The following is a 24,302-nucleotide window of genomic DNA, read 5'->3' as shown; positions in this document are numbered from 1 at the left end:
ATTTAACGGATAAAACGAATGTCGGGTGCCGAGGTTCTGGGAATTGGGCGTGATGCTATCTGGCTGACCATCCAGCTATGCCTGCCGATCCTGCTGGTCGGGCTGGTCGTGGGCGTGGTGATCGGCCTCTTTCAGGCCCTGACGCAGATTCAGGAAGCTACGCTGATCTATGCGCCGAAGATCATTTCGGTCTTTCTGGCCCTGCTGCTGCTCCTGCCCCTGATGGGATCGCTGCTGGCCACATTCATGCACGAAATCATCAACAAGATCGCGGCCATCTAGGCCATGCTTCTGTTGCAGGCCGTACAACTGCGCTCCAGTCTTCCGGATACAGGCGGTGATGATCTCACCTCCTTCTTCGGTACGTCGGCGCAGTTATGGGTCGTGGGGCTGATCTTTATCCGCCTGGCCAGCATTGTTCTGCTGGTGCCGGGACTGGGTGATCCGGCCGTGCCGCCGCGCCTGCGCCTGTGTTTCGCATTGCTGCTGGCCATGATGATCACGCCGATCGTTGGGCCCTATATTCCCGCCATGCCGCCGACCTTGGGCGCCCTGACCGGCATTGTCCTGCACGAAACCATCATCGGCCTCATGCTGGGCAGCCTGATGCGTGTCCTGCTGTTCACCCTGGTGACGACAGGGGAAATCCTGTCGTTGCAAACCACGCTTTCATTTGCTCAGACCGCCAACCCGACCGAAGCGCAATCGAGCACCAGCCTCGGCGCTTTTCTGGCCATTTTTGGCCTGGTGATGATCTGGGTGACCAACACCCACCATCTGTTCATCCGCGCCATGGTCGATTCTTACCAGATATTCTCTCCAGCCAAGACCGTCATGATCGGCGATGCTGGCACCCTGATGGTCAAGACTCTGGGCGAAAGCTTTGTTCTGGCGCTTCAGCTTTCAGCGCCGGTGATTGTGTTCGCCCTGGTCTTCAATATCGCCACCGGTTTTATCGGGCGCATGATGCCCAACTTCCCCATCTTCTTTGCCGCCACGCCGGTCAGCGTCCTTGCGGGCCTGGCCTTGCTGGCCCTCTCCCTCGGCACCATCGGCATGGTCTTCATCGACCATTACCAGCAGTATCTTGGGGTGTTCCTGAAGGGAGCCCGCAGTGGCTGACGAAGCGGACGGCGAAGATAAAACAGAAGAGGCGTCCGGGCGGAAACTCCAGCAGGCGCGGGACAAGGGCGATGTCGCCAAGTCCGGCGACCTGCCGCAAGCCCTATCCCTGATCGGTGCCTGCGCCATAGTGGTCATGAAAGGCCCCGAACTGGCGCAGACCCTGACCGGCGACCTGCTGCCCTTCCTGGCGCATCCGGAGCAGTTGCTGGGGTCGCTCGAAGGCGACGGCGGCATTGGCATTGCCCGCGCCGTGGTTATGGATATCATTCCCATCCTGCTGATGGTCATGGGCGCCTCGATGGCGCTCGGTGTTTTTGGCAATGTCATGCAGACCGGCCTGATGTTCACGCCCTCGAAACTGGCGCCGGATTTCAGCAAGCTAAACCCGATGAACGGCCTGAAAAAGCTGTTCGGCGTTGACGCGCTCATCCAGTTCGGCAAGACCCTGCTCAAGCTGACCATCACCGGCATGATCGTCTGGATGGTGGTGAAGAACCGCCTGACCGACATCCTGGCCCTGACCGCCGCTTCGCCGATGCTGATCCTGCCCTATGTGCATGAGGCGGTCATCGCCCTGGCGATCGCCGTCTGCATTTTTCTGTTCGTCGAGGGCGTGGCCGATTTTGCCCTGCAGAAGTTCCGCTTCCTGCAACGCATGAAGATGTCGAAACAGGAGCAAAAGGAAGAATACAAGCAGACCGAAGGCGATCCGCACATCAAGGCCAAGCTGCGCCAGTTGCGCATGGAAAAAAGCCGCCGGCGCATGATGTCCAATGTGAAAAATGCCACGGTCGTGGTCACCAACCCGACCCACTATGCCGTGGCCCTGCAATACGAAATGGGCGAGATGGCGGCCCCGGTCTGCGTCGCCAAGGGCATGGATAATGTGGCGCTGAAAATCCGCGAGGAGGCCGGCAAGCACAATGTGCCGATCATCGAAGATCCGCCCCTGGCGCGCGCCCTGTTCGCCAGCATGGAGGTGGATGACGTGATCCCCGAACAGCACTTTGCCGCCGTCGCCAAGCTGATCAGCTTCGTCATGGCAAAGAAGAAGCGTGCCTTTTAAGGTCAGTGCCTTGAAAACGCATGGTTTTGTTAACCTGCGCACGGAATGCAAAATGGTCTAGTATTCAGGAAGTGATTCGCTTGCGTAACAGGCGTATCAGCATCCGCATTTCGTGTAGAGAGGTTGTCTCTTGTCCGCAGCGCCTATTGCCCCGCCGGTATCCGCACCGGAAAACACCGCGACCTCGCTGATCAGCCGGCTGCGTGATCTCGTCAACCCTCTGACGGCGGGCATTGTCGCCGTGATCGTGGTCTGCGCCTGCGTCGCGGTGTGGCTGGTATCCGGACATCTGCCGGTCGGCATCGTGCTGGGCATCCTGATCGCGGCGGTAGCGGGCGTGGCCCTGCTGGGCATGTTCGCCTTTACGGGCGAGACGGATATTTTGAGCGGTGAAGGCTTCCGGGCCGCAGATATCGTGGGCGCCCTGAGCGAGCCGGCCGCGGTGGCGGCTTTCGACGGCCATGTGCTGGCGGTCAATCCGGCCTGGAGCGATGCCGGCGGGGGCACGAAACGCCTGCCGCAGGGCGAACATGCGCCCGCGCTTTTCGTCGCCCTGCGCGAAGCCAAGGCACAAGGCACCGGTCGCGCCCTGGTCCGGCTCGGCGGCTTTGATTACGAAATGGTGGTGTCGCGCCTCGGCGAAGACCTGGTGCTGGTGCGCGCGGCCTCCCAGGGCGTGCTTGGTAATGGCCTCATGCTGAAACACGAAAATCCGCCGGCTGTGCAGGATGACGCCTTCCTGCCGGAGGTGACGGAAACCCACAAGGCCGACCTGCCGGAGGCCGTGATGGACGCCTTCGCCGAAGCGGCCCCTTTCGGCGCCGCGCTGGTGATGGGGGATGACCTCTTCGCGGCCCGCATCAAGGATTTCAACACGGTCTTCGCCGCCCTGACCGAACAGGTGCCGGACAAGCTGGTGGGCATGGCCTTTGGCGATCTGGTCACGGAAAATTCCCGCGCCGCCCTGATTGAAAAAATGGCGACGCATAAAAGCGGTCCGTTCGATATCGTCCTGAACGTCAAGTCCGAACGCGCATTGCAGATCTATGTCAGCCACGTCTCCGGTGGCTACAGCCTCTATCTGTTCGATGTCTCCGAACAGAAGAAGCTGGAACAGACGCTCGTCCAGTCGCAGAAGATGCAGGCCATCGGCCAGGTCGCTGGTGGCATGGCGCACGATTTCAACAATCTGCTCACCGGGTTCAAGTTCCGTAACGATCAGTTGCTGCTCAATCACCCGCTGGGTGATCCCTCCTATGAAGACCTGAACGGCATCCGTCAGATTATTGCCCGTGCCGAGGATCTGGTGCGCAACCTGCTGGCGTTTGCCCGTAAGCAGACGGTCAAGCGCGTCACGCTCAATGTCGGCGAAATGGTCTCGGAAGCCGAGGTTCTGCTGCGCCGTCTGGTACGCGAGGACGTCAAGCTGGAGACCGAATATGGCCGCAACCTGCCCAATGTCCATGTCGACAAGGGGCAGATGGAAATGGTCATGATGAACCTTGTGGTCAATGCGCGCGATGCCATGCGCGCCCAAGGCGGTGGCAAGGTCAATATCCGCGCCGCCAGCCAGACCCAGGACGAGGCGAAGGACTATGGCTGGCCGGAAGCGCCGGCACAAGGCGCCGCCCTGATCGAGGTCTCCGATACCGGCCCCGGTATCCCGCCGGAAATCCTGGCCCAGGTGTTCGAGCCCTTCTTCACCACCAAGCCGCTGGGCGAGGGAACGGGCCTGGGGCTTTCGACCGTCCACGGCATTATCGCCCAGGCCGGTGGCCATATCCAGATCGTCTCGCCGCCGGGCAAGGGGGCGACCTTCCGCATCTTCCTGCCGGTGTGGATCGAAGCTGAAAAGCCTGAGGCCGACGCGAAGCCCGAACCCGCCGCCAAGCCGGTGCCGAAGGATTTGTCGGGTGTCGGCCGTATCCTGTTTGTCGAGGACGAGCAGATCGTGCGCGGCATTGCGGCACACCTGCTGCGTCAGCGCGGTTACGAGGTGCTGGAAGCCGAGGACGGCGAGGAAGCCCTGGCGATCATCGAGGCCGAGGAGGGCCGTTTCGACCTGCTGATCTCGGATGTCATCATGCCCGGCATGGACGGCCCGTCGATGCTGAAACTGGCGCGCCCGATCCTGGGCGATGTGCCGGTAATGTTCATTTCCGGCTATGCCGAATCGGAATTCTCCGACCTTCTGGAAGCCGAACAGAATATCTCCTTCCTGCCCAAACCGCTGGATATCAAGACCCTGGCGGAGCGGGTGAAAGAGCAGTTGGCAGCTTAAATCTCCTTCCTACGAAGTGGGGAGCCGGGCGACCGGTGCCGGGGACCGCGAAGCGGTGCAGGGGCGCCCCTCCGTCATCTCGCTATGAGGCTCGATGCCACCTCCCCACGCAGGGCGTAGGGAGGAGATTTCTAAGGCGCATCGATACAGGCCCTGGCGCCGCCTATGGCAATGGTCTGGGTGCCGCCCTTCCAGGTAACGATCAACTGACCGGTCAGCGGACGTACCGTCTGGCCGGGCGCGGCATCCTTGATATCGTAGGACTCGACCACGGACAGTTTGTTCGCGGCATCGACAAAGCTGCGGACGCTGTGGATGCTGTCCGAGCCGCCGGAGGTCATGGTAATCTTGGTGAGCCGGCCATTGATGCGAATATAGCCCATGGCGCCGCCCTGCAGGGAATCCTCTATCAGGATATATGAGGGGCTGGGACCGGCGCGGGCGATTTTGGTGATGCAGCCGGTCAGGTCGGCGCCATCGCCTAGCTGAAGCGGGCTTATAGTGAAGGCAGCGGCCGCCTTTTCTTCCGGTGTCGGCTTGTGGCAGGCGCCTAGCACCACCAGCAAAACAACAGGCCAAAGCGTCTTTGTCATGAGAAGTCCCGCGCGGATTTGCGCAAGGCTATCATGGCGATTTGTAAGCAAACAATGCGAGGGTCAGCGCGCCGCTATCACTTCGAGATGCGCAATCAGGCGATCGCGTTCCGATGTCAGGCCCTTGTAATCAAGCTGGGCCGGCGTATAGGCGCGCAACTGGCTGATCAGGGCCTGGGCCAGCTCAGCGGCATTGGGTTGCGCCTCCATGGCTTTTAGCGGATCGAGATAGATGCGGATGGTGAAGATGATATCGCCGCTTTCCGGCAACCGTCGCAGGGTCTGGCGTTCCAGCCGGAAAAACAGACTATCGATCTTTTCCTCGCCGAATTTCCACTGCCCGGCGGAATGCGGGTGATGCAGCACATCGTCGGCGTGCAGTGACCAGTTCCAGCGCATGACGGGCTGTTCCGGTCGCAGGTTATCGAACATGCGCTCGATGATATTGGCATTGCGGGTGTCGCGGCCGAAATCCGGCACCGGGGCATGTATATCCTGCAGGGCCTTGCCGAACTTTTCATGCAGCCGCCAGGAGGAGGGGAAGCAGAGATGCGCCGCTGCCAGTCGCCAGCCATTGTCACCCCGGCGCATCAGCACCAGGTCTTCCTGCACGAGTCCGCCGGCGATCAATAGAGGCGGATAGGGGGTATCCAGCCGGACGCGGCGGAAGGCGGGAATGATGTCGATTTGCGGCCCCAGACGCTGATAGACATCTGGAAAGCGTTCAGGCAGATGATCGGCCAGCAGGGTCAGGACTTCGGCTTGCGCCGCTTCGGTGCCGGGCTCGGCGACAAAGATTTTCTCCGGCACCCGCTCGGCCAGACGATCCTTTTCATCGAGATAGGGCAGCAATTTGTCATCGACATCGATCCAGCCCGCCGGATCGAGCGGCTTGACGCCGATGGTGAAGAGCTTGTGGGAACCGTCGTAGGGCGTGTGCATAAGCTGGTTCTAGCATGGGAAATGCAGAAAGTAAGATGCCCCACCACCACATCTCCCTTTCGGTCGTGCGGTCCCCCTCCCCACCGGAGGTGGGGAGGTACAAGAATAAGAGTTCCTCCCCGCTTGTCGGGGAGCCGGGCGGCCGGTGCCGGGGGCCGCGCCCGAAGGGCAGGGTGGTGGGGTTTCTGGCTTAAGTCGGCCCAAAGAAAAATCCGGTTCGGATTTCTCCAAACCGGATTTCCAAACTCTGACAAGTGACCGCAGCGGGGCGGCCCCGCCTTACTTCTTGAGGAAGCCGGCGAACTTGTTGTTGAAGCGCGAGACGCGGCCGCCGCGGTCGAGCAGGGTGCCCGTGCCGCCAGTCCAGGCCGGATGGGTGCGCGGATCGATGTCGAGGTTCAGCACGGCGTCTTCCTTGCCGTAGGTCGAACGGGTGCGGTAGGTCGAACCGTCGGTCAGGGTGACGGTGATCCAGTGATAGTCGGGGTGACCTTCTTTTTTCATCGATCTGTTCCTTTATACGTCCGGCCAGCAGCGTGCGGACGCCATAAAAAGTGTGAGGCATGAGTGCCGAAGGTGCGGCTCATACAGGAAGCTTCCTTGCGAGGCAAGTCCTGACTGTATAAAGCTCAGGTTCATGGCTGATTCAATTCCCGCACAGACAGATACCGCCGAAGGTCGCCCGGGCACGGGCGCCGAACTGGTCGCCGATATTCGCCAGGCCGCCGGTACGCGCGGCAAGACGCGCAATCTGCGCCCGCTGGCGCGGCTCATTCCCTATTTGTGGAAGCAAAAGGCCATCGGCGCGGCCATGATACTCTTCCTGCTGCTGTCGGCGGCGGCGACGCCGTCCATGACCTTTGTGGCCAAGAAGCTAATCGATGAAGGCTTCGGTTCGCGCAATATCGCCGTACTGAACCAGTGGTTTCTCGTGCTGGGCGCCGTGGCCCTGGTCATGGCTATAGCCACCGCCCTGCGCTACTACTGCATCACCCGCATGGGGGAGCGCGTGGTGGCGGACCTGCGCGAGGATGTCTTTGCCCATATCCTCAAGCTCGATCCGGGCTATTTCCTGAAGATCCGAACCGGTGAGGTGATTTCGCGCCTGACTGCCGATATCCAGATCATCGAAACCCTGGTGGCTTCGTCCATTTCCATCGCCTTGCGCAACCTGCTGACCTTCCTCGCCGGGCTGGTGATGATGAGCTTTGTCAGCCCGAAACTGACCCTGATGGTCTTCTGCACCTTCCCTTTCGTCCTGGTGCCGCTGATCGTCTTCGGCCGCCAGGTCGGCAAGGCGACGCGCGAGACGCAGGACCGGTTCGCCCGCGCGGTGGGCTTTGCCACCGAATCGCTTGATGCGCTGGAGACCGTCCAGGCCTTTGTGCGCGAAGCCTTTACTCGCAAGCGGTTTGATGAAGCGGTCGAGGAAACCTACCGCACCTCCGTTGGGCGCATGGCCACCCGCGCCACCATGACCGCCATGGTCATCACGCTCGTCTTTGGCGGCATTGCCTTCGTGCTGTGGCTGGGCGCGCAGGACGTGCTGCACGGCCGGATGTCGAACGGCACCCTGGTTCAGTTCGTCATGCTGGCGATTCTCACCGGCGGTTCGGTGGCCAATCTCAATGAAACCTGGGGCGACGTTCAGAAGGCGGCCGGCGCCATGATGCGCATTGACGAATTGCTGGAGTCGCAGCCCACCATCACCGTGCCGGAAACGCCGGTGGGGCTGCCTGTGCCGGCGCGCGGCGAGATACGCTTCCAAGATATCTCCTTCGCCTATCCCTCACGGCCGGACCAGATTGTGCTCGATGGTTTTTCACTGATCGTGCAGCCGGGCGAGACGGTGGCACTGGTCGGGCCTTCCGGCGCCGGCAAATCAACAGTCTTCAAGCTGCTGCTGCGCTATTATGACTATGCGAGCGGACGTATCGAGATCGATGGTGTCGATATTCGCGCGGCCGACCCTAAGGCTGTGCGCGAACGTTTGTCACTCGTGGCTCAGGACACCGCGCTGTTTTCCGGCTCGGCCGAAGACAATATCCGCTTTGGCCGTGAAAATGCCAGCGATACCGAGGTGCGCGTGGCGGCGGACAAGGCCCAGGCCCGCGCCTTTATCGAGGCCCTGCCGGAGGGCTTTAAACAGCCGCTGGGCGAACGCGCCAAGTCCCTCTCCGGTGGCCAGAAGCAGCGCCTGTCCATCGCCCGCGCCCTGGTGCGCCAGGCGCCGATCCTGCTGCTCGACGAAGCGACCTCCGCGCTTGATGCCGAAAACGAGCGCCTGGTGCAAATGGCGCTGAATGAAGCGATGAGCGAACGGACGACGCTCGTCATTGCCCACCGGCTGGCCACCGTACTCAAGGCCGACAGGATCGTGGTGATGGACGCCGGTCGTGTGGTCGATGTCGGCACACATGACGAACTGGTATCCCGCGGTGGCCTTTATGCGCGTCTGGCGCAGTTGCAGTTCAACAGCTAAGCTAACCATTTCAATCATTTAACTTGCTATCACGGCGTGCTTCCGCCTGTGAATAAAAACGTGATAGCGATACCAATTGATAATACTGAACGTATAGTATATATATTGTCTATCATTCAGACCCCGCCGTGCTTGAGGCATCGGGCCTGAGCCCGTCAGATGGAAGGTCTGAAACGAATGTCATCTTTTGCGAGTGCGGCCTCCGTGCCGGCTGAAGCTATGCCTGCGCCAAGGCCCAGGGTCTGGTTCATTTCTAACCTGACGCGTGGTTTTGGGCTCGAACTGGTGCGACAGGTTCTGGCGCGCGGTGATCAGGTGGTAGTTACTGCGCCCAATATCGACAAGGTGATGGAGGCGTTCCCCGATGGCGATGCCGGACTGCTGGCCCTGTCGCTCGATCTCGCCGATGCCGGCCAAGTGCAGTATGCCGTGGATCAGGCCGTGGCGCATTTCGGCCGTATCGATCTGTTGATCAATAATGCCAGCATGGGGGTTCTGGGCGCCATTGAAGAGGTTTCCGATGCGGAAGTGCTTCAGGCGGTCGAAGGCAATCTGCTGGGCGTGGTGCGCATGACGCGCGCCGTCCTGCCGCAAATGCGCCGGCAGAGATCAGGCCAGATCGTCAATATGTCGACCTTTGCCACCACGGGCGAGGGGCCGGGCTGGGGCGTTTACGCGGCCACCAAGTCGGCCATCGATGGGCTTTCTGAGGTGCTGGCCGAGGAGGTCGGGCCGCTTGGTATTGGCGTCACCTTGCTGGAGCCAGTGCCCTTCCGGTCGGATTTCATGATCGATTCGCTGATCGTGGGCCAGCGGGTGATCGACGACTATTACGACACTTCCGGCCGGACGCGCCGGCGCCAGGGCGTACCGCTCGGCAATCCCGCCTGGTATCCGCTGGCCGGCGTCAGTTCGGTGATCGAGGCACTGACGGCGGAAAAACCGCCCCTGCGTCTGGTCCTGGGCCACAAGGGCTATTACAAGGCGTTGAAAAAGCTTGAAAGCCTGCGCCAGGAACATATGGCCTGGCACGATGTCTCTCTGGCAATGGACCATGTTCTGTGACGATACCCGTGGCGAATGAACCGAAACGCAAGCCTGGCCGTCCGCGCAGCCAGGCGGTGGAGGCGGCGGTGCTTCAGGCCACGATCGACCTGCTGATAGAGGTGGGGCTCAAGGATATGACCATGGACGCCATCGCGGCGCGCGCCGGCGTCAGTAAGGCCACCCTCTATAAATGGTGGCCGAGCAAGCTCCACCTGGGGCTGGATGCCTTGCTGAGCCGCGGCAAGGTGCAGGCAATGGTCCCGGATACCGGTTCGGCGGTCGAAGATTTCGTCCTGAATGCCCAGGGTATTTCACGTTTCTATACCGATCCGAAGATCGGCCCGTGCATCATGCAGCTTTGGGGGGAGTGTCTGAACTCGCCGGACCTGCTGGCGCTTTACCGGGAGCGGTTCCTCAGTCGGCGCCGTGCCGGCCTGCATATCATTCATGAACGCGGCGTGGCGCGCGGTGATATCGACGGCCGCTATGGCGTCGAACTGGCGCTGGATATCATCTATGGGCCGCTGATCATGCGGCTCCTGACCGGGCATGGCCTGGTCAATGACCATGAGGTCGAGCAACTCATCCGAGCCTCGTTTGCCGGCCTGATTCCGCGTTAAATCCATTCGACTGAAATTATTCATCCAAATGGTTGACTAATTTATTGCGCTCATATATTCAACTAAATGGGTGAATAAATGAACGACGATGATCTGTCACGCATACTGAAGGCCGTTGGCGATACAACGCGACGGCACATCCTCACGCTTCTTGTTCAGGAAGGGGCGATGAGAGTGACCGCCCTCGCCGCGCATTTCGACATGTCTCTCAATGCCGTCTCCAAACATATCAAGGTGCTGGAGGAGGCCGGGCTTGTCACTCGCCAGACCTTGGGCCGCGAGCATTTCCTCACCGCGGCGCTCGAACCTTTGCGGCTGACTGAGGGCTGGTTCGGGCAACTGAAGTCGATCTGGGACCTGCGCCTGGCTGCGCTGGAAAACATACTCTTACCTAAGGAGAAGCCTGATGAGTGAGCTTGAATTGACCGTAAACCGTACCATTGCCGCCCCGCGCGAGACCGTATTCAATGCCTGGCTGTCGCCCGAGACCCTGGCGAAATTCATGCGCACGGCCGCTGATGGCGTGGAAGCCGCCCATGTCACGACCGATCCGGTCAAGGGTGGACGCTTCAGAATCGTGATGGTGACGCCGGAGCGCGAAATCCCGCATTCCGGCACCTATCTGGAAGTCTCGCCTCATTCGCGGCTGTCCTTCACTTGGGAGTCACCGCATTCGCTGGATGACAGCGTGGTGACAATCGATTTCGCCGAGTCGGCGCCAGACCAGACCGAAATTACCCTGAAGCAGGTGAAATTCCGCAGCGAAGAGGCGTGCGACGGCCATATCAAGGGCTGGACGGCGATCCTGGGCTATCTGGCGGATAGCCTGGTGCTCGCCTAGTTTCGCCCCCTGCCGGCAAGCGCAGCATCTATATATTGATGATGACCTTGCCGGCCGGTTTGCCTATGACGGCAGCATGGGCGGCGGTAACGTCTTCCAGTCCAAAACGGCGCGGATCGAGGCGCGGGACGATCTGTCCGGCATCGGCGAGCCGGGCGATGTCGCGCAGGATATCGCCATGATGTTTGCGGCCCTTGCCTGTAAGCAGGGGCAGCAGGGTGAAGACCGCCGAATAGGTGGCGGCCCGCAGGGAAAGCGGCGCCAGATTATGCGCCTCGCGCCCCAGGGCGCTGGTGACGTGGCCGCGCACCTTGACGGCTTCGAAGGCCATATCGATGGCCGGGCCGCCGACGGTATCATAGACGATATCGAAGCCTTCGCCGCCCGTATGTTGCGCCACCAGGTCAGCGACCGGCATATCGCGGTCAATCGGCGTGGCGCCGATCGAGGCCAGGTAATCGAAGTCCTTTCGGGAGGCCGTGGCAAAGACCTTGGCGCCTAATGCCAGGGCGATTTGCACCGTCACATGGCCGACACCCCCGGCACCGCCCAGAACCAGAACCGTCTGGCCGGGCTGGAGGCGGGCGTGATCCACCAGCCCTTCCCAGGCCGTAATGACCACCAGAGGCAGTGCAGCGGCCTGACGAAAATCAAGGGCGGCAGGCTTTAATGCTAGGAAATCCGCATCGACGGCGGCATATTCCGCCTGGGAGCCCTGAAGGCCGCCAATGCCCGTGGCCATGCCGTAAACCTCATCACCGGGTTTGAAAGCGGTAACGCCTTCGCCGACGGTTTCCACCACGCCGGCCAGATCCATGCCGAGCACGGCGGGCAGGGGTTGTCGCGCGTGGGCCGCCACGCCGGCGCGTATCTTGGTATCGAGCGGATTGACGCCGCTGGCGATGATGCGCACGCGCACCTCTCCGGCTTTCGGTTCGGGCATGGGCAGATCGGCAAGGGTGAAATCAGCCTGGGCGGCGGTGAGGAGGGCAGCGCGCATGACAGTATCCTTTCGTGATTGCCGGCATCTTAATTCATGCAAATTTGATTTAAAATCATTATCGATGCATATTTACCATGCATAAATATTTGAGGCCTCATGGACTGGAGCGACCTGAAAATCTTTCTGGCGATTGCGCGCGCCGGCACGCTTGGCGCGGCCGCGCGGCAAATCGGCCAAACCCAGCCGACCCTGGGGCGCCGTTTGCGGGCGCTGGAAGGGGCTTTGGGGCAGAGCCTCTTCCAGCGCACATCCGGCGGATTTGTGCTGACCGATGAAGGCCAGGCCGTGCTGGTTCATGCCGAGCGGATGGAGGAGGAGGTGCTGGGCATCGCGCGCCAGGTCAACGGCCAGCCGGATCGCCTGAGCGGCTTTCTGCGTTTGTCGGCTTCGGAATGGTTTGGCACCTATGTGCTGACGCCGGTTCTGGCCGAATTCAGCCGCCAGCATCCTGACGTGACGATCGAACTGGTAACCGATACGCGGCTTTACAGCCTGTCGCGGCGCGAAGCCGACCTGGTTTTCCGTATCGGCGCTTTTGATGAACCCGATATCAGGCAGCGCCGCCTGCTGGTCCAGACCTATGGCGTCTACAAAAAAGCGGGCAGCGATCACTGGGATATGGGGCTGATCCTGATGGATACGGCCCTGGATCACCTGCCGGATGTCGGCTGGCTAAAGGCGAAGCGGCCGAATGCGCCAGTCGTATTCCGCAGCAACAACCGCGAGGCCCAGGCGCACATGTGCCGAATGGGTGCCGGACTTGCGGTCCTGCCTTGCCGCCTCGCGGCGCAGATCGGCGGGCTGGAACCGGTTGACCTGGGCGAGGTGCCGCCACCGCGAAACCTGTATTTTGGTTATCACCGCGACCTGGGGAAACTGGCGCGGCTTCGGGCTTTGGTACAGCTTGTCACCGAGCGCTTAGGGGATTAGCCGGCGAAAGCATTGGTCGGCAGCCCCTTATGGCCGCGCAGCAGCGCTTTCGGAATTTCCCACAGGGTGCCGGCGTGCGGATCATCGGCATCGACCGGGGGCTGGGCGGCGGAGGTGACGAACAGGCGGTCGAGATCCGCGCCGGCGAAGGTCAGGCTGGTCACCTGTTTCGCCGGGATCATGATGTCGAAATCGAGCTGGCCGTCAGGCTTATAGCGGCTGATGCGGCTGCCGCCGTAGTGCGCCACCCAGACGCCGTCATCGGCGTCAGTTGTGATGCCGTCCGGCAAACCGACGCCTTCGGCGAATTTTGTGAAAACGCGCCGGTTGGAAAGTGACCCGTCAGCCAATATATCGAAGGCATAGACGAAGCTTTCGCTGGTTTCGTTGTGGTAAAGCGTCCGGCCGTCCTTCGAGAAGGCCGGGCCATTGGTGCAGAGATAGGGCGCATCGACCTCATGGACGCTTAGATCGGGATCGATGCGATAGAAGGCGGCGGTCTTTTCCTTGAACGGCATGTGCATGGTGCCGGTCCACAGGCGGCCTTTGGCATCCACCTTGGCGTCGTTCAGGCGATTGTCGGCCTTGTCCGCCTCGATAGTGAACAGCGGCGTCAGGGTGAAGGGATCGAGCGTCAGGGCATGGACCGTGCGCAGGATGGCGACCAGGAAGCCGCCTGATTTACGCAGAACGATCCAGTCGATCAGGTCGGGCATGTCCCAGCTTTGCGCGCTGTTATCGGCCAGGCGCAGAGCGTTCAGCTTTTTGCCGCGGATATCGACCCAGTAGACGGTATTATCGGCGGCGGACCACAGCGGGCCTTCGCCGAGAATAGCCCCACCATGTGAGCGGGCAATCGGCGTGTCTTCGGCATGTGCCAGGGTGGGGAGGGCAAAGGCGGGCAGGGCGAAGGCGGCCGCACCGGCGGCCAAAGCAAAACGGCGGGTGATTCCCATGGTATCCTCTCTGTTTTCAGGGAGTAACCTTCGGAAATCATCCGCCGTCAAGTCATTTCATTTGTAATATCAATGGGCTATTTGGCCAGGTGCAGCTTTTCAAGCAGCAGCGGATAGAGTTCCAGATTGCCGCAGATCAGGTCGCCGGTGAGAAGCGGACTGCGCTCGTCATTGTCGATCGAGCCGAACTTGCCGCCGGCTTCATGGATGAACAGCAGGCCGGCCGCCATGTCCCAGGGCTTCAGGCCGCGTTCCCAGAAGGCGTCAAGCTGACCCGCCGCCACCCAGGCCAGGTCGAGCGAGGCAGCTCCGTTGCGGCGGATGCCGACCGTACGCTGCATGATCTGGTGCAGTTCCTTGAGCGCCTGGGCGTGGCCCGCCTTGCCGATGAAGGGCAGGCCGGTGCCGATCAGGGCATCATCGAGGGTCTTGCGGCCGGAAACACGCAGACGGCGGTCGTTATGATAGGCGCCCTTGCCCTTTTCGGCCCAGTAGAGATCGTTGGTCACCGGATTGAAGGTGACGCCGGCGACGATTTCGTTTTCACGCTCCAAGGCGATGGTGCAGGCGAAGTGCGGGATGCCGTGCATGAAGTTGGTGGTGCCGTCGATGGGGTCGACGATCCAGCGGTGGGTCTTGTCGGTGCCGATAACCTCGCCGGATTCTTCACCCAGGAAACCGTAACCGGGGCGGACGCGCAGAAGTTCTTCCTTGAGGGCGGCCTCGACGCGCTTGTCGGCGGCGGTAACGAAATCACCGGGGCCCTTTTTCGAGACCTGCAATTCGGTGATTTCGCCGAAATCGCGGGCCACGCCTTTGCAGGCCTTGCGCACGGCGCCGACCATAACCTGGATGAGAGAAGATTGTAGTACGGTCACCATGGGGCGGGCCTTTTAAACGAGGATTTACAATTTAATCTCCTCCCCATTTCACAAATGGGGAGGTGGCGCGGCGCTCGCCCTCTTGGGCGAAGTCCGTGACGGAGGGGCGATGACGCCGAATTCAAAAAGCCCCCTCCGTCAGCGACACCAGCCCTCCGGGCTTCGCGCTGGCCACCTCCCCCGCTTCGCAGGGGAGGATCAAGGGGCATAAATCCGTATTAATCAGCGCGCTTCATATATTCGCCGGTTTCGGTCGAGACGACGATGCGTTCGCCCACGCCCATGAACGGCGGGATCATGACGCGCATACCATTGGAAGCCTTGGCGGGCTTGTAGGAGGAGGAGGCGGTCTGACCCTTGATGGTCGGCTCGGTTTCCATCACTTCCAGAACGACGGTGTCCGGCAGTGTCATGCCGATGGCGCGTTCTTCGTGGAACTCGATGGTGACGATCATGCCGTCGTGCAGATACTGCACTTGATCTTCGCCGACCCAGTCCTTTGAGAGGCTGATCTGCTCGTAATTGTTCTGGTCCATGAAAACGAGCATATCGCCGTCTTCATAGAGATAGGAGTGCTCGCGCTGTTCGAGCGTCACGCGCTCGACGGTTTCTTCCGAACGCAGGCGTTCATTGAGCTTGGTGCCGGTGATCAGGTTCTTCAGCTCGACCTGGGCGAAGGCGCCGCCCTTGCCGGGCTTTACGTGTTCGGTCTTGACCACGGTCCACAGACCGTTCTGATATTCGAGCACCTGACCGGGCTTGATCTGGTTGGCGTTGATTTTCGGCATGGATACAACTTGTCAAAGAAGGATTTGAGTTGGCGGCGTTCCTACTCGGTATGGCGCGCAAAGGCAAGGGGGCTAAGAGTTGACGATTTTGTCGACAACGTTATTGGCAACCACTTTTAAAATTGTAGCGCGTTCACCAAAATTATAATTAAATCGCACGTTTCTATAGTCACTTAGCTCCTCTTCGGTCATCTCTTCTCCCATACAATAGCGCCACCAATTTACAGTCCACGCGTCTTCATAAGTGCCATTAGCGTCTTTTTGAAAATTGAAATATTGTGAGACCGTTAAAAATTTTAATTTACCCGTTTTGGCTTGAACAAAAAGATCAGAATCTAGAGCTTTAAAAATACAAAGGCCAATTATGAGCGGGTATGGTCTAAAAGTTGTTCCTCCTGTATAATTTATACATATTGCTATATTGGTAACAATTTTTTCTATTGTTCTTAAGCTAAGGTTTTTTTCTTCGGCAATTTGATCTATATATGATTTTGATTTTCTAAAATATTCAAATTCTTCGTTATTTAATTCTAAATTTTCTATCAGATTCGTTGTGAACTTTTTAATTGTGCTTGTGTGTTCATGATCGTTATTGTCTACAAGTGAGATATTAATGCTGATAAATTTTTGCAAATAAATCTTTGCATCTATATCTGCACCGTAGGCGGCTTTAACGGAGGATTGGAGGGCGCCCATATGAACACCAAGAATGAAGTGAACATTGTCAACCTGGAAAAAATGCTTCATCCTTTCTAGAACGCTTAAAGCAAAATCCGGTCGACATCTATCTAGTTCATCTATTATAAAAATAAGTGGCTTTATTTGTGTTTTATCGCCATAAGATTTTCTTATTATTTCAGAAATTTTAGATAGAGATGTTTTGAATTCCTCTACGGTTTCTTTTTTCGCTTCCTGTTCGGTAATCATTTCTCCGATATATTTATCTTCTAAAGTGCTTAACTCCTCACCAATATCTTCGGCCACATTTTCAAATTCTTTTCCGTCTAAAATGCCCGCTGTTGCCGCTTTGATGCCTACCTTCAACGCGCTTCTAAGTACAATTTTCGCCGCACTGACAGCTTTTTTCTGAAATGAACGAGCTTCGCTCGAATGTGTTTTCGATTTTATCAGACTAAAGATTTCTCCTGCGATCGGAAGAAATGCATCCTCGTGATAATCATTCTCAAAAGCGTCGAAATAGATAACAGGAAAATCGGCTTGTCGTAGGTGGCCAGCAAGCATTTTAAGAAACGTGGTTTTGCCGGAACCCCATTGGGCGTCTAGTGCAAGTACTAAGGGGTCTGAAACGCTATCAAGAAGGTTTGTAATGCCTTGACCAATTTTTTTTCTTTCAAAGATGTCATACCGGGGCAGAAACCCATCATTTTCGCCGATTACCAACTGGGGAGGAAAAATTCGCATTTTTTAATCCATCGATTGAGCTTACTCAAATCTAGGTAGCAATGAACGAACAATTCTGCTAATAAAATTTTATATAATCATATAAAGATATCTTTATATCTTTATTGACTCGATCCCGATCATGAAGTAGTCGTATCTGTGACTGAGGTCTGCGGAGGCGTTTTGCGCATCCGGAGCTAAGAGGGAAGCCGGTGCAAATCCGGCGCTGTTCCCGCAACTGTGAGCATGGAGTTTCCAAACGGAATGACCACTGGGTGACAGCCTGGGAAGGTCGTTTGGAAGCGGTGATATGTGAGCCAGGAGACCTGCCCCAGTTCTCATATTCACCACGGGCGGGGGTTCCGGTGGGCGCATAGACATCGTGCGGCCCCGCGCGTCTGTTCTCTTGCGTTCAATAAACCCTTGCTCCCTGTTTTCGGGATCAAGACATGACCATCATCCAAACCGCCAATCTCGGGTTTCCGCGCATCGGCAAACGGCGCGAACTGAAGACCGCGCTCGAATCCTTCTGGTCCGGCAAGAGTGACGAATCTGCCCTGCGTGAAACGGCCGCGGCCTTGCGCGCACGTAACTGGCAGCGCCAGAAGGACCTCGGCACCGATATCCTGCCGTCCAATGACTTCTCGCTCTATGACCACCTGCTCGATACGGCATTCATGGTCGGCGCCGTTCCTGAAACCCACAGGGGCGCGTCCGATCTCGACACCTATTTCCGCATGGCGCGCGGCGCGGGCGAGGTATCGGCCTGCGGGCACAATCATTCGGGTGTCACGGCGCTGGAAATGACCAAGTGGTTCAATACCAACTATCATGTCCTCTTAAGCGAACTGAAGCCGAGCCAGACCTTCGAATTGGCGCATAACAAGCCTCTGGCTGAGTACGTTGAAGCGAAGGCGCTCGGCCACCAGACGCGTCCGGTGCTGGTCGGGCCGGTTACCTTCCTGGCCCTGTCCAAGCCGGCGATCGGTGGCTTCAATACGCTTAGCCTCTTGCCGCGCCTGCTGCCAGTCTATGCCGAGGTGCTGCATTCGCTGCAAGATGCGGGCGCTGACTGGGTGCAGATCGATGAGCCGGTGCTGGCGAATGCGCCGGGTGGCCAGATCGCCCTGGCCCTGACCGAGGCCTATGCCCATCTGGTACGCGAAGTGCCGGGCCTCAAGCTGATGCTGACCAGCTATTTTGATGTCCATGACGCCAATCTCGACCTGGCCTTTTCGCTGCCGGTGGCGGGCGTCCACGTCGACCTGACCGTCCGTCCGGATGTTCTGGAAAAGCTGCCGTCGCTGGCAGGCGATAAGACGGTTTCGCTCGGCGTGATCGATGGCCGCAATATCTGGAAGGCCGACCTGAACGCCCTGCTGGCGCGCCTGAAACCGGTGGTGAGCCAGCTTGGCCGGGTGATCCTGGCGCCATCCTGTTCGCTATTGCATGTGCCGATCGATCTGGCGCAGGAGGACAAGCTTGATAGCGACCTGAAATCGTGGCTGGCCTTTGCCGAGCAGAAGCTTGAAGAACTGGCCATCCTGAAATCGGCGCTTTCCGGTGAAGATGTCAGCGCGCAACTGGCGGAAAATGCCGCTGCCATTGCCGCGCGCAAGACCTCCCCGCGCATCCACAATCCGGCGGTGACCGAGCGTGTAGCCAACCTGACCCCGCCGATGTCGGAGCGTCAAAGCCCGTTCGCCGAGCGCATTCTGAAGCAGCGAAAGCGTCTGAACCTGCCGCTTTACCCGACCACGACAATCGGGTCTTTTCCGCAGACGGCCGAGGTGCGCGCCGCCCGGCTGCAGCATGGCAAGGGACAGCTCGGCGACGCCGATTATGATGCCTTCCTGAAGCTTGAGACCGAAAAGGCGATCCGCTGGCAGGAAGAGATCGGGCTCGATGTGCTGGTGCATGGCGAGTTCGAGCGCAATGACATGGTGCAGTATTTCGCCGAGCAGCTTGAGGGCTACGCCTTTACGCAACATGGCTGGGTGCAGTCCTATGGCTCGCGCTATGTCCGTCCGCCGGTCATCTTCGGCGACGTGTCGCGGCCAAAGCCGATGACGGTCGACTGGGCGGCCTATGCGCAATCCCTGACCGACAAGGTGGTGAAGGGGATGCTGACCGGCCCGGTGACCATGCTCCAGTGGGCTTTTGTGCGCGATGACTTGCCGCGCGGAACGGTGTGCCGCCAGATTGCCCTGGCCATCCGCGACGAGGTGCTCGATCTCGAAGCCGCCGGCATCCGCATCATCCAGATCGACGAGGCCGCCTTCCGCGAGGGGCTGCCGATCGATCCGGCGGGGTGGCCGGCCTATCTCGACTGGGCGGTGGACTGTTTCCGCATCGCCGCGGCTGGCGTAGCGGACGAGACCCAGATCCATACCCATATGTGCTATTCCGAGTTCAATGATATCATCCGGGCCATCGCCGCCATGGATGCCGACGTCATCTCGATCGAGACCTCTCGTTCGAACATGGAACTGCTGGAGGCCTTTATCGACTTCAAATATCCGAACGAGGTCGGGCCGGGCCTCTATGACATCCACAGCCCGCGCGTGCCGGAAACCGAGGAGATGGTGCGGTTGCTGGCCAGGGCGGCGCAGCGCCTGAAACCGGAACAGATCTGGGTCAATCCCGACTGCGGCCTCAAGACGCGCGGCTGGGCGGAGACAAGGCCGGCGTTGGAACGTCTGGTTGAGGCGGCTAAGACCATGCGCGCCAACCAGCCTGTGTGGGTGTAGATCATTAAAAGAAGGAATCCACAGATTGCACAGATTAAGAGAGCGCTACCGCGCTGAATCAAGCCACCACACGGCAAACTATGCGCCGTTAAGATTCTGAAAAATCTGCGTAATCTGTGTAATCTGTGGATTCCCTTAAAAAGCCTGACCAAGACACAGGTGGACGCGATGACCGCGCGACGTTAAGCTGTCACGGAATAGGGGAGGGCATCATGAAATCGAAGATCGTAGCGGCGAGTCTGGCGGTGATCGCGCTTAGCGCCTGTTCACCGCGTGGTCCATCTGAGACGCCGGCCTCATCTGAAGCGGCTGTCTCCAGCCTGGCGCCGGCCGACTATACGTCTCTTGCCACTGTCATGACCTGCGACTGGCCGGTCAAGAAGACCGACACCGCCGAAAGCCTGCTGGCCACTTACAAGAGCTATGCGCAGGTGACCGATATTCCCGGCGCCGAGGGCATCATGCAAAAGGGTGTGGTGCTCTATGGCAATGATCCACGCCGGCGGGTCGAGGTCTTTTTCTACGACGATGCTCTGACCGAGGTATCAACCGTGCTGATCCGCGGTGACTCGCAATGGTCCGGGCCTAAGGGGCTGCATCTCGGCAGCACCCTTGCCGATGTTGAGGGGGCTAATGAAAAACCGTTCAAACTCAGCGGATTTGACTGGGATTACGGCGGTTATGTCAGTGACTTCAATCGCGGCAAACTGGCCAAGATCAAGGGTAATTGTATTTTTGGGGTGCGTCTGGGGTTGCCGGAAAATGGAGGACCGGTGGCGGCTTCCATAGAAGGCGAAAGGACGCTGGTGTCATCCGATGCGGTGGTTGTCGCCGCGAGGCCGGTGGTGCAGGAATTATCTGTCGGCTGGCCGAAGCCTGAGGCGCCGACAGAGGATGATACCGATCAATAGGACAGCAGGCCGGCCGCCAGCACCAGGCCGGCGACAAAGAAAAAGCCCAGGGCCGCAAAGGCGACCGTATATTTGAGTTTGTAATCCATTCATGGCCCCCGCCAGTTCGGGCGCACAATGCCATGTTTCCTGAAATTGCCAAGTTACAACCCTGTCAGGTTGCAGAAATGGCCGCGATCAGCGCTTTTACACCCGCCGCCGCACCGGCCGGATGGTTCCATACCGCGCCGCTGACAGCGATAAAGTCCGCGCCGGCGCGGGCGACCTCTCCGGCATTTTCCGCCGTTATGCCGCCGATGGCGACGCAGGGAATTTCAACCATTTCCTGCCAGATGGTCAGGGTTTCCAGATCAGCCATGTGCTCGACTGTCTTGGTCGTGGTCGGGTAGAAGGCGCCGAAAGCGACGTAATCCGCCCCGGCCTCGGCCGCGTCCATGGCCAGGTCACGGCTGTTATGGCAAGTGACGCCAATCATGGCCTCCTTGCCCAGCAGGGCGCGGGCCTCCTTCAGCGGCATGTCCGACTGGCCGATATGGGCGCCATCGAGCTTCAATGACTTCACCAGTTGCACGCGATCGTTCATCAGCACGGCGACGCCCCGGCTCTGCGCGATCGGGGCGATGACTTTTGTCACCGCGATCAGATCATAGTCATTGATATCCTTCAGGCGGATTTGCAGGGCCGCGACATCGCCGGCATCGAGCGCCGCTTCCAACTCGCGCGCGAAAGCCTCCACGTCCGGGATGACTGGTGGCGTGATGAGATAGAGGCGGGCCTGGTGCGTGATTTGGGTCATGCGGGGTGGTTTGCCTGAAATGCCTGGCGAGGGCAAGATCGAAGACACAAGGAAATCCTAAGGGCCGCGGCTTATCGTGCGCTTACATGGGGGGCGGCCTTCCGCATTGTCCCCTGCCGTTGGCAGCCTAGAATGACGCCTCACAGACCGCCGGAAAATTCCGGCAGGCAGACTATGAACGAACCAGGAGATTTCCGATGGCCTTGACCCAAATGACATTAATGACAGGGGCGGCTATTTTGTTGGCAGCCGCTGCGCCAGCGGCAATGGCGCAAACGCCATATCAGAGCCAGACGGCTTCGCAATATGATGGCTACTGCTATGTCAAGAAGGGATCAAACACCACCGGTACGGTGGTAGGCGCCGTTGCCGGCGGTGCTCTGGGCAGCCAGGTCTCCAAGAATGAAAAGGGCCTTGGTACGATTGCCGGTGCGGTACTGGGGGGCGTTATCGGCAATCAGGTCGACAAGCGTAACGACACCTGCCTGAATGGCGAATACTATTCCTACCAAAACGGGTCTTATTCGCCGGGCTACGCGCCGGACGACTACAATATCGTTTATTACAAGTCACGCCCGGACAGTAAAATGTATAGTGTCGTCTATTATGATGCCGAGCGTCATACCAGCCCGGCCTATGGCTACAATTCGAACAACGGCTATAATTCCGGCAACGGTTATAACAACGGCCAACACGGCAATAACGGGCAGTACGGCAGCGGCAACGCCTATAATGATGCCCGAAATGGCACGCAGGGCTGGCGGGATACGGCCGGGTCATGGCATACCGGCCGTCCCGCAGCCTTTGGCTGGAAGGACAGTCGGGGACGCTGGCATGAGGGTCAGCTTCAGACCTATGGCTACAAGGATCGCGGTGGCGCCTGGCATGAAACCGGCGCGCCGAGCTACGGGTACAACAACAACTAATCCCCTCGAAAAAACCCTCCGGATTTCCGGAGGTTTTTTTTACGGGAGAGATGTGCGAATGACTTGCAATTGAATTGGCAGCGTGTTATTTGAGACGCATTCGCATTGTCATTCAGCCTGAGTTTGCCGTGTACGTCTGTAACTGTAACGCCATCCGCGAACGTGACGCCCATGCCGCCATCGAGTCGGGCGCCTGCACGGTCAAGGCGGTTTTCGATCACTGCCAGACGCGCCCGCAATGCGCCAAGTGCGTCTGCGATATCCGCGAGATGATCGACAACGCCCAGATCACCATGTCCATGGCTGCGGAATAGGTTTTAAATTCCGCTATTTATATGTGCGACTAAATCCTATTGTCATTCGCACAAGCTTTTGTTTTAATTTAAAAATGTCTTCACAGCGGTGATTTGCCGCGATAGGATGCGTGCTGATCAATCCGCAGGCAGGAGCGCGCCATGAAGGGCCAACCCGAAATCATCAAGCTGTTGAACAAGGTGCTCACCAATGAGCTGACCGCCGTCAACCAGTACTTCCTGCACGCCCGCATGATCGAAAACTGGGGCATGTATCACCTCGGCCGCATCGTCTATAAAGAGTCGATCGAGGAGATGAAGCACGCCGATCTGCTGATCAAGCGCATCCTGTTCCTCGATGGCCTGCCAAACCTGCAGGACCTGAACAAGCTGAAGATCGGTGAAAACATCACAGAGTGCCTGACGGCCGACCTGGCCGTTGAAACCGGTGGCCACGCCACCCTGGTGGCCGGTGTCAAATACTGCGATGACCACATGGACTATGTCAGCCGCGAACTGCTGCGCCGCATCCTGGAAGACACCGAGCACCATATCGACTTCCTGGAAACCCAGCTCGGCCTGATCAAGCTGATGGGCGAGGCCAACTATATCCAAAGCGCCATGAAGGAAATCGAGGGCGAGGGTTAACAAACCCCTAAATGAGCTTTGACCTTTTCGGGCGAACCTCCTAACGTGCCGCAGCAAATCGCATTGTAAAGTGAGCGGACGGGTCTTTTGAGCGTTTATAATCGCAGAGCGTTTACCAGGCTGGGTTTAGCCGGCGTGTTCGCGCTGGGCGGCTCAGGGCTTGCGGCCTGCGGACGCAAGCGAGACGACGATGTGGTGATAGACCCCGATGCCGATACGGCCACGCCCATAGATCCCAAGCTGGCGGCGCAGGAAGGCACGCTGGAGTGGGCGGTCAGCGGCAACTGGCGCAATGCGGTCGACAAGGGACGGGACAAGTACCGTCATCCCGTCGAGATGCTGACCTTCTTCGAGATCAAGCCGAAGGACACGGTGATCGATATGTGGCCGGGCGCCGGCTATATGACCGAAATCCTGGCGCCCTACCTGAACAAGGGCAAGGGACAGTATATCGCGGCCCTGATCGAGGCCGGGCCGGTGCCCGAAGAGGCGGCCGCTTCCCTTGAGGCGAAGTACCGGGCGCATTTCGACGCCGACAAGAAGCGTTACGGCGAATTAACCTACGCCGCCTTTGGCGAGACCAGCGGTCCTTTGGCCGAAGCCGACAGCGTCGATTGCGTCCTGTTCCTGCTGGTTATCCATGACTGGATTGCCAAGGGCATCGCTGAAAAGGCTTTCGCGGATGCCTTTGCCGCGCTGAGGCCCGGCGGCATTCTGGGAGTCGAGCAGCACCGCGCCGATATCGGCAATGTGCAGGACCCCGGCGCTACCACCGGCTATGTTCAGGAACCTCTGGTCAAGCAGATGGCGGCGGAGGCCGGATTCCAGTTCGTGGCCGAAAGCGAGATGAATGCCAACCCCAAGGACGACAAGGATCATCCGTTTGGCGTCTGGACTTTGCCGCCTCAGAGATTGACAGCGCCCCGCGGACAGGCGCCTAATCCGGAATTCGACGGCAGCCTGTACGAATCGATTGGCGAAAGCGACCGCATGACGCTGAAGTTCAGGAAGCCGCAGTAACG

Annotated in this window: 25 protein-coding genes and 1 riboswitch; of the genes, 16 read left to right on the top strand and 9 right to left on the bottom strand. The window is 59.0% G+C overall.

Annotation, left to right across the window (positions count from 1 at the left end):
• Positions 1-18 precede the first annotated feature (18 nt).
• The 4 genes from fliQ (at position 19) to cckA (ending at position 4,472) form a co-directional block, all read left to right on the top strand.
• Complete coding sequence (fliQ, locus tag BLO49_RS05605; RefSeq protein ID WP_090645276.1) at positions 19-282, top strand: flagellar biosynthesis protein FliQ; 264 nt, start codon at positions 19-21, stop codon at positions 280-282.
• Between the two features lie 3 nt (positions 283-285).
• Complete coding sequence (fliR, locus tag BLO49_RS05600) at positions 286-1,122, top strand: flagellar biosynthetic protein FliR (protein WP_090645273.1); 837 nt, start codon at positions 286-288, stop codon at positions 1,120-1,122.
• A complete protein-coding gene (gene flhB, locus BLO49_RS05595; RefSeq protein WP_090645270.1) occupies positions 1,115-2,191 on the top strand; it encodes a flagellar biosynthesis protein FlhB in 1,077 nt (358 codons plus the stop codon). The genes fliR and flhB overlap by 8 nt, the downstream gene beginning before the upstream one ends.
• A 130-nt stretch (positions 2,192-2,321) precedes the next feature.
• Positions 2,322-4,472: a cell cycle histidine kinase CckA gene (cckA, locus tag BLO49_RS05590; protein WP_090645267.1), complete on the top strand. Its 2,151-nt coding sequence runs from the start codon at positions 2,322-2,324 to the stop codon at positions 4,470-4,472.
• Positions 4,473-4,603: 131 nt separating this feature from the next.
• On the opposite strand, the gene BLO49_RS05585 is transcribed toward cckA, so the two are convergent.
• The 3 genes from BLO49_RS05585 to rpmE all read right to left on the bottom strand — a co-directional run bounded on the left by BLO49_RS05585 (position 4,604) and on the right by rpmE (position 6,511).
• Positions 4,604-5,065, bottom strand: a complete 462-nt coding sequence (locus BLO49_RS05585; protein WP_090645264.1) for a hypothetical protein — start codon at positions 5,063-5,065, stop codon at positions 4,604-4,606.
• Between the two features lie 63 nt (positions 5,066-5,128).
• Positions 5,129-6,007 (bottom strand): heme-dependent oxidative N-demethylase family protein, encoded by an 879-nt coding sequence (locus tag BLO49_RS05580; RefSeq protein ID WP_090645261.1) that lies wholly within the window; start codon positions 6,005-6,007, stop codon positions 5,129-5,131.
• Positions 6,008-6,286: 279 nt separating this feature from the next.
• A complete protein-coding gene (gene rpmE / locus BLO49_RS05575; RefSeq protein WP_090645257.1) occupies positions 6,287-6,511 on the bottom strand; it encodes a 50S ribosomal protein L31 in 225 nt (74 codons plus the stop codon).
• Between the two features lie 133 nt (positions 6,512-6,644).
• Between rpmE and BLO49_RS05570 the strand changes: the two genes are divergently transcribed.
• The 5 genes from BLO49_RS05570 to BLO49_RS05550 all read left to right on the top strand — a co-directional run bounded on the left by BLO49_RS05570 (position 6,645) and on the right by BLO49_RS05550 (position 10,997).
• Positions 6,645-8,489 carry an ABC transporter transmembrane domain-containing protein gene (locus tag BLO49_RS05570; protein WP_090645256.1) on the top strand — a complete coding sequence of 615 codons (1,845 nt, stop codon included), beginning with the start codon at positions 6,645-6,647 and terminating at the stop codon, positions 8,487-8,489.
• A gap of 177 nt (positions 8,490-8,666) precedes the next feature.
• Positions 8,667-9,554 carry an SDR family NAD(P)-dependent oxidoreductase gene (locus tag BLO49_RS05565; RefSeq protein ID WP_220083697.1) on the top strand — a complete coding sequence of 296 codons (888 nt, stop codon included), beginning with the start codon at positions 8,667-8,669 and terminating at the stop codon, positions 9,552-9,554.
• Between the two features lie 8 nt (positions 9,555-9,562).
• The gene (locus BLO49_RS05560) at positions 9,563-10,156 is read left to right on the top strand and encodes a TetR/AcrR family transcriptional regulator (RefSeq protein WP_139159621.1); all 594 of its coding nucleotides are present in this window, start codon (positions 9,563-9,565) and stop codon (positions 10,154-10,156) included.
• A gap of 78 nt (positions 10,157-10,234) precedes the next feature.
• Positions 10,235-10,570, top strand: a complete 336-nt coding sequence (locus tag BLO49_RS05555; RefSeq protein WP_090645247.1) for an ArsR/SmtB family transcription factor — start codon at positions 10,235-10,237, stop codon at positions 10,568-10,570.
• Positions 10,563-10,997 carry an SRPBCC family protein gene (locus tag BLO49_RS05550; RefSeq protein ID WP_090645244.1) on the top strand — a complete coding sequence of 145 codons (435 nt, stop codon included), beginning with the start codon at positions 10,563-10,565 and terminating at the stop codon, positions 10,995-10,997. Before BLO49_RS05555 ends, BLO49_RS05550 begins: the two co-directional genes overlap by 8 nt.
• Positions 10,998-11,025: 28 nt before the next feature.
• Here BLO49_RS05550 and BLO49_RS05545 read toward each other — a convergent pair whose 3' ends face one another.
• Positions 11,026-11,997 carry a zinc-dependent alcohol dehydrogenase family protein gene (locus tag BLO49_RS05545; RefSeq protein WP_090645241.1) on the bottom strand — a complete coding sequence of 324 codons (972 nt, stop codon included), beginning with the start codon at positions 11,995-11,997 and terminating at the stop codon, positions 11,026-11,028.
• A 99-nt stretch (positions 11,998-12,096) separates the two neighbouring features.
• Between BLO49_RS05545 and BLO49_RS05540 the strand changes: the two genes are divergently transcribed.
• The gene (locus tag BLO49_RS05540) at positions 12,097-12,930 is read left to right on the top strand and encodes a LysR family transcriptional regulator (protein WP_090645238.1); all 834 of its coding nucleotides are present in this window, start codon (positions 12,097-12,099) and stop codon (positions 12,928-12,930) included.
• Here BLO49_RS05540 and BLO49_RS05535 read toward each other — a convergent pair.
• The 4 genes from BLO49_RS05535 to BLO49_RS05520 all read right to left on the bottom strand — a co-directional run bounded on the left by BLO49_RS05535 (position 12,927) and on the right by BLO49_RS05520 (position 16,977).
• Complete coding sequence (locus tag BLO49_RS05535; RefSeq protein WP_090645235.1) at positions 12,927-13,886, bottom strand: SMP-30/gluconolactonase/LRE family protein; 960 nt, start codon at positions 13,884-13,886, stop codon at positions 12,927-12,929. The genes BLO49_RS05540 and BLO49_RS05535 overlap by 4 nt on opposite strands.
• Before the next feature lie 77 nt (positions 13,887-13,963).
• The gene (locus BLO49_RS05530) at positions 13,964-14,767 is read right to left on the bottom strand and encodes an inositol monophosphatase family protein (RefSeq protein WP_090645232.1); all 804 of its coding nucleotides are present in this window, start codon (positions 14,765-14,767) and stop codon (positions 13,964-13,966) included.
• Between the two features lie 218 nt (positions 14,768-14,985).
• Positions 14,986-15,555 (bottom strand): elongation factor P, encoded by a 570-nt coding sequence (efp, locus tag BLO49_RS05525; protein ID WP_090645226.1) that lies wholly within the window; start codon positions 15,553-15,555, stop codon positions 14,986-14,988.
• A gap of 72 nt (positions 15,556-15,627) precedes the next feature.
• Entirely contained in the window at positions 15,628-16,977 is a 1,350-nt protein-coding gene (locus BLO49_RS05520) for a KAP family P-loop NTPase fold protein (protein ID WP_090645222.1), read from the bottom strand.
• A gap of 128 nt (positions 16,978-17,105) precedes the next feature.
• Positions 17,106-17,304: riboswitch (cobalamin riboswitch) on the top strand.
• Positions 17,305-17,405: 101 nt separating this feature from the next.
• On the opposite strand from BLO49_RS05520, the gene metE reads away from it, so the two are divergent.
• Entirely contained in the window at positions 17,406-19,706 is a 2,301-nt protein-coding gene (gene metE / locus BLO49_RS05515) for a 5-methyltetrahydropteroyltriglutamate--homocysteine S-methyltransferase (protein WP_090645219.1), read from the top strand.
• Positions 19,707-19,918: 212 nt separating this feature from the next.
• Positions 19,919-20,617, top strand: coding sequence for a hypothetical protein (locus tag BLO49_RS05510; RefSeq protein ID WP_090645216.1), 699 nt, complete (start codon positions 19,919-19,921; stop codon positions 20,615-20,617).
• Between the two features lie 154 nt (positions 20,618-20,771).
• Here the strand turns inward: BLO49_RS05510 and thiE are convergent, their stop codons facing one another.
• Positions 20,772-21,413, bottom strand: a complete 642-nt coding sequence (thiE, locus tag BLO49_RS05505; RefSeq protein ID WP_090645213.1) for a thiamine phosphate synthase — start codon at positions 21,411-21,413, stop codon at positions 20,772-20,774.
• A 239-nt stretch (positions 21,414-21,652) separates the two neighbouring features.
• Here thiE and BLO49_RS05500 point away from each other — a divergent pair, with 239 nt between their 5' ends.
• From BLO49_RS05500 to BLO49_RS05485, 4 genes are all read left to right on the top strand, one after another.
• The gene (locus tag BLO49_RS05500; protein WP_245678868.1) at positions 21,653-22,339 is read left to right on the top strand and encodes a glycine zipper 2TM domain-containing protein; all 687 of its coding nucleotides are present in this window, start codon (positions 21,653-21,655) and stop codon (positions 22,337-22,339) included.
• A 128-nt stretch (positions 22,340-22,467) separates the two neighbouring features.
• Positions 22,468-22,653: a (2Fe-2S)-binding protein gene (locus tag BLO49_RS05495; RefSeq protein WP_090645207.1), complete on the top strand. Its 186-nt coding sequence runs from the start codon at positions 22,468-22,470 to the stop codon at positions 22,651-22,653.
• 141 nt (positions 22,654-22,794) lie between these two features.
• The gene (gene bfr, locus BLO49_RS05490) at positions 22,795-23,280 is read left to right on the top strand and encodes a bacterioferritin (RefSeq protein ID WP_090645204.1); all 486 of its coding nucleotides are present in this window, start codon (positions 22,795-22,797) and stop codon (positions 23,278-23,280) included.
• Between the two features lie 87 nt (positions 23,281-23,367).
• Complete coding sequence (locus BLO49_RS05485) at positions 23,368-24,300, top strand: class I SAM-dependent methyltransferase (protein ID WP_090645201.1); 933 nt, start codon at positions 23,368-23,370, stop codon at positions 24,298-24,300.
• The last annotated feature ends 2 nt before the right edge of the window (positions 24,301-24,302 follow it).

It is taken from the genome of Asticcacaulis taihuensis (assembly GCF_900100255.1).
Lineage (GTDB): Bacteria > Pseudomonadota > Alphaproteobacteria > Caulobacterales > Caulobacteraceae > Asticcacaulis > Asticcacaulis taihuensis.
Note: the sequence above shows the minus strand (reverse complement) of the source record. Positions and strands in the feature narration are given on the sequence as shown.

Excerpts from the sequence above, each read along its gene's own strand:
- fliQ (WP_090645276.1), top strand. The coding sequence starts at position 19 with ATGTCGGGTGCCGAGGTTCTGGGAATTGGGCGTGATGCTATCTGGCTG.
- fliR (WP_090645273.1), top strand. The coding sequence starts at position 286 with ATGCTTCTGTTGCAGGCCGTACAACTGCGCTCCAGTCTTCCGGATACA.
- BLO49_RS05585 (WP_090645264.1), bottom strand. The coding sequence starts at position 5,065 with ATGACAAAGACGCTTTGGCCTGTTGTTTTGCTGGTGGTGCTAGGCGCC.
- BLO49_RS05580 (WP_090645261.1), bottom strand. The coding sequence starts at position 6,007 with ATGCACACGCCCTACGACGGTTCCCACAAGCTCTTCACCATCGGCGTC.
- rpmE (WP_090645257.1), bottom strand. The coding sequence starts at position 6,511 with ATGAAAAAAGAAGGTCACCCCGACTATCACTGGATCACCGTCACCCTG.
- BLO49_RS05570 (WP_090645256.1), top strand. The coding sequence starts at position 6,645 with ATGGCTGATTCAATTCCCGCACAGACAGATACCGCCGAAGGTCGCCCG.
- BLO49_RS05565 (WP_220083697.1), top strand. The coding sequence starts at position 8,667 with ATGTCATCTTTTGCGAGTGCGGCCTCCGTGCCGGCTGAAGCTATGCCT.
- BLO49_RS05555 (WP_090645247.1), top strand. The coding sequence starts at position 10,235 with ATGAACGACGATGATCTGTCACGCATACTGAAGGCCGTTGGCGATACA.
- BLO49_RS05550 (WP_090645244.1), top strand. The coding sequence starts at position 10,563 with ATGAGTGAGCTTGAATTGACCGTAAACCGTACCATTGCCGCCCCGCGC.
- BLO49_RS05545 (WP_090645241.1), bottom strand. The coding sequence starts at position 11,997 with ATGCGCGCTGCCCTCCTCACCGCCGCCCAGGCTGATTTCACCCTTGCC.
- BLO49_RS05540 (WP_090645238.1), top strand. The coding sequence starts at position 12,097 with ATGGACTGGAGCGACCTGAAAATCTTTCTGGCGATTGCGCGCGCCGGC.
- BLO49_RS05535 (WP_090645235.1), bottom strand. The coding sequence starts at position 13,886 with ATGGGAATCACCCGCCGTTTTGCTTTGGCCGCCGGTGCGGCCGCCTTC.
- BLO49_RS05530 (WP_090645232.1), bottom strand. The coding sequence starts at position 14,767 with ATGGTGACCGTACTACAATCTTCTCTCATCCAGGTTATGGTCGGCGCC.
- efp (WP_090645226.1), bottom strand. The coding sequence starts at position 15,555 with ATGCCGAAAATCAACGCCAACCAGATCAAGCCCGGTCAGGTGCTCGAA.
- BLO49_RS05520 (WP_090645222.1), bottom strand. The coding sequence starts at position 16,977 with ATGCGAATTTTTCCTCCCCAGTTGGTAATCGGCGAAAATGATGGGTTT.
- metE (WP_090645219.1), top strand. The coding sequence starts at position 17,406 with ATGACCATCATCCAAACCGCCAATCTCGGGTTTCCGCGCATCGGCAAA.
- BLO49_RS05510 (WP_090645216.1), top strand. The coding sequence starts at position 19,919 with ATGAAATCGAAGATCGTAGCGGCGAGTCTGGCGGTGATCGCGCTTAGC.
- thiE (WP_090645213.1), bottom strand. The coding sequence starts at position 21,413 with ATGACCCAAATCACGCACCAGGCCCGCCTCTATCTCATCACGCCACCA.
- bfr (WP_090645204.1), top strand. The coding sequence starts at position 22,795 with ATGAAGGGCCAACCCGAAATCATCAAGCTGTTGAACAAGGTGCTCACC.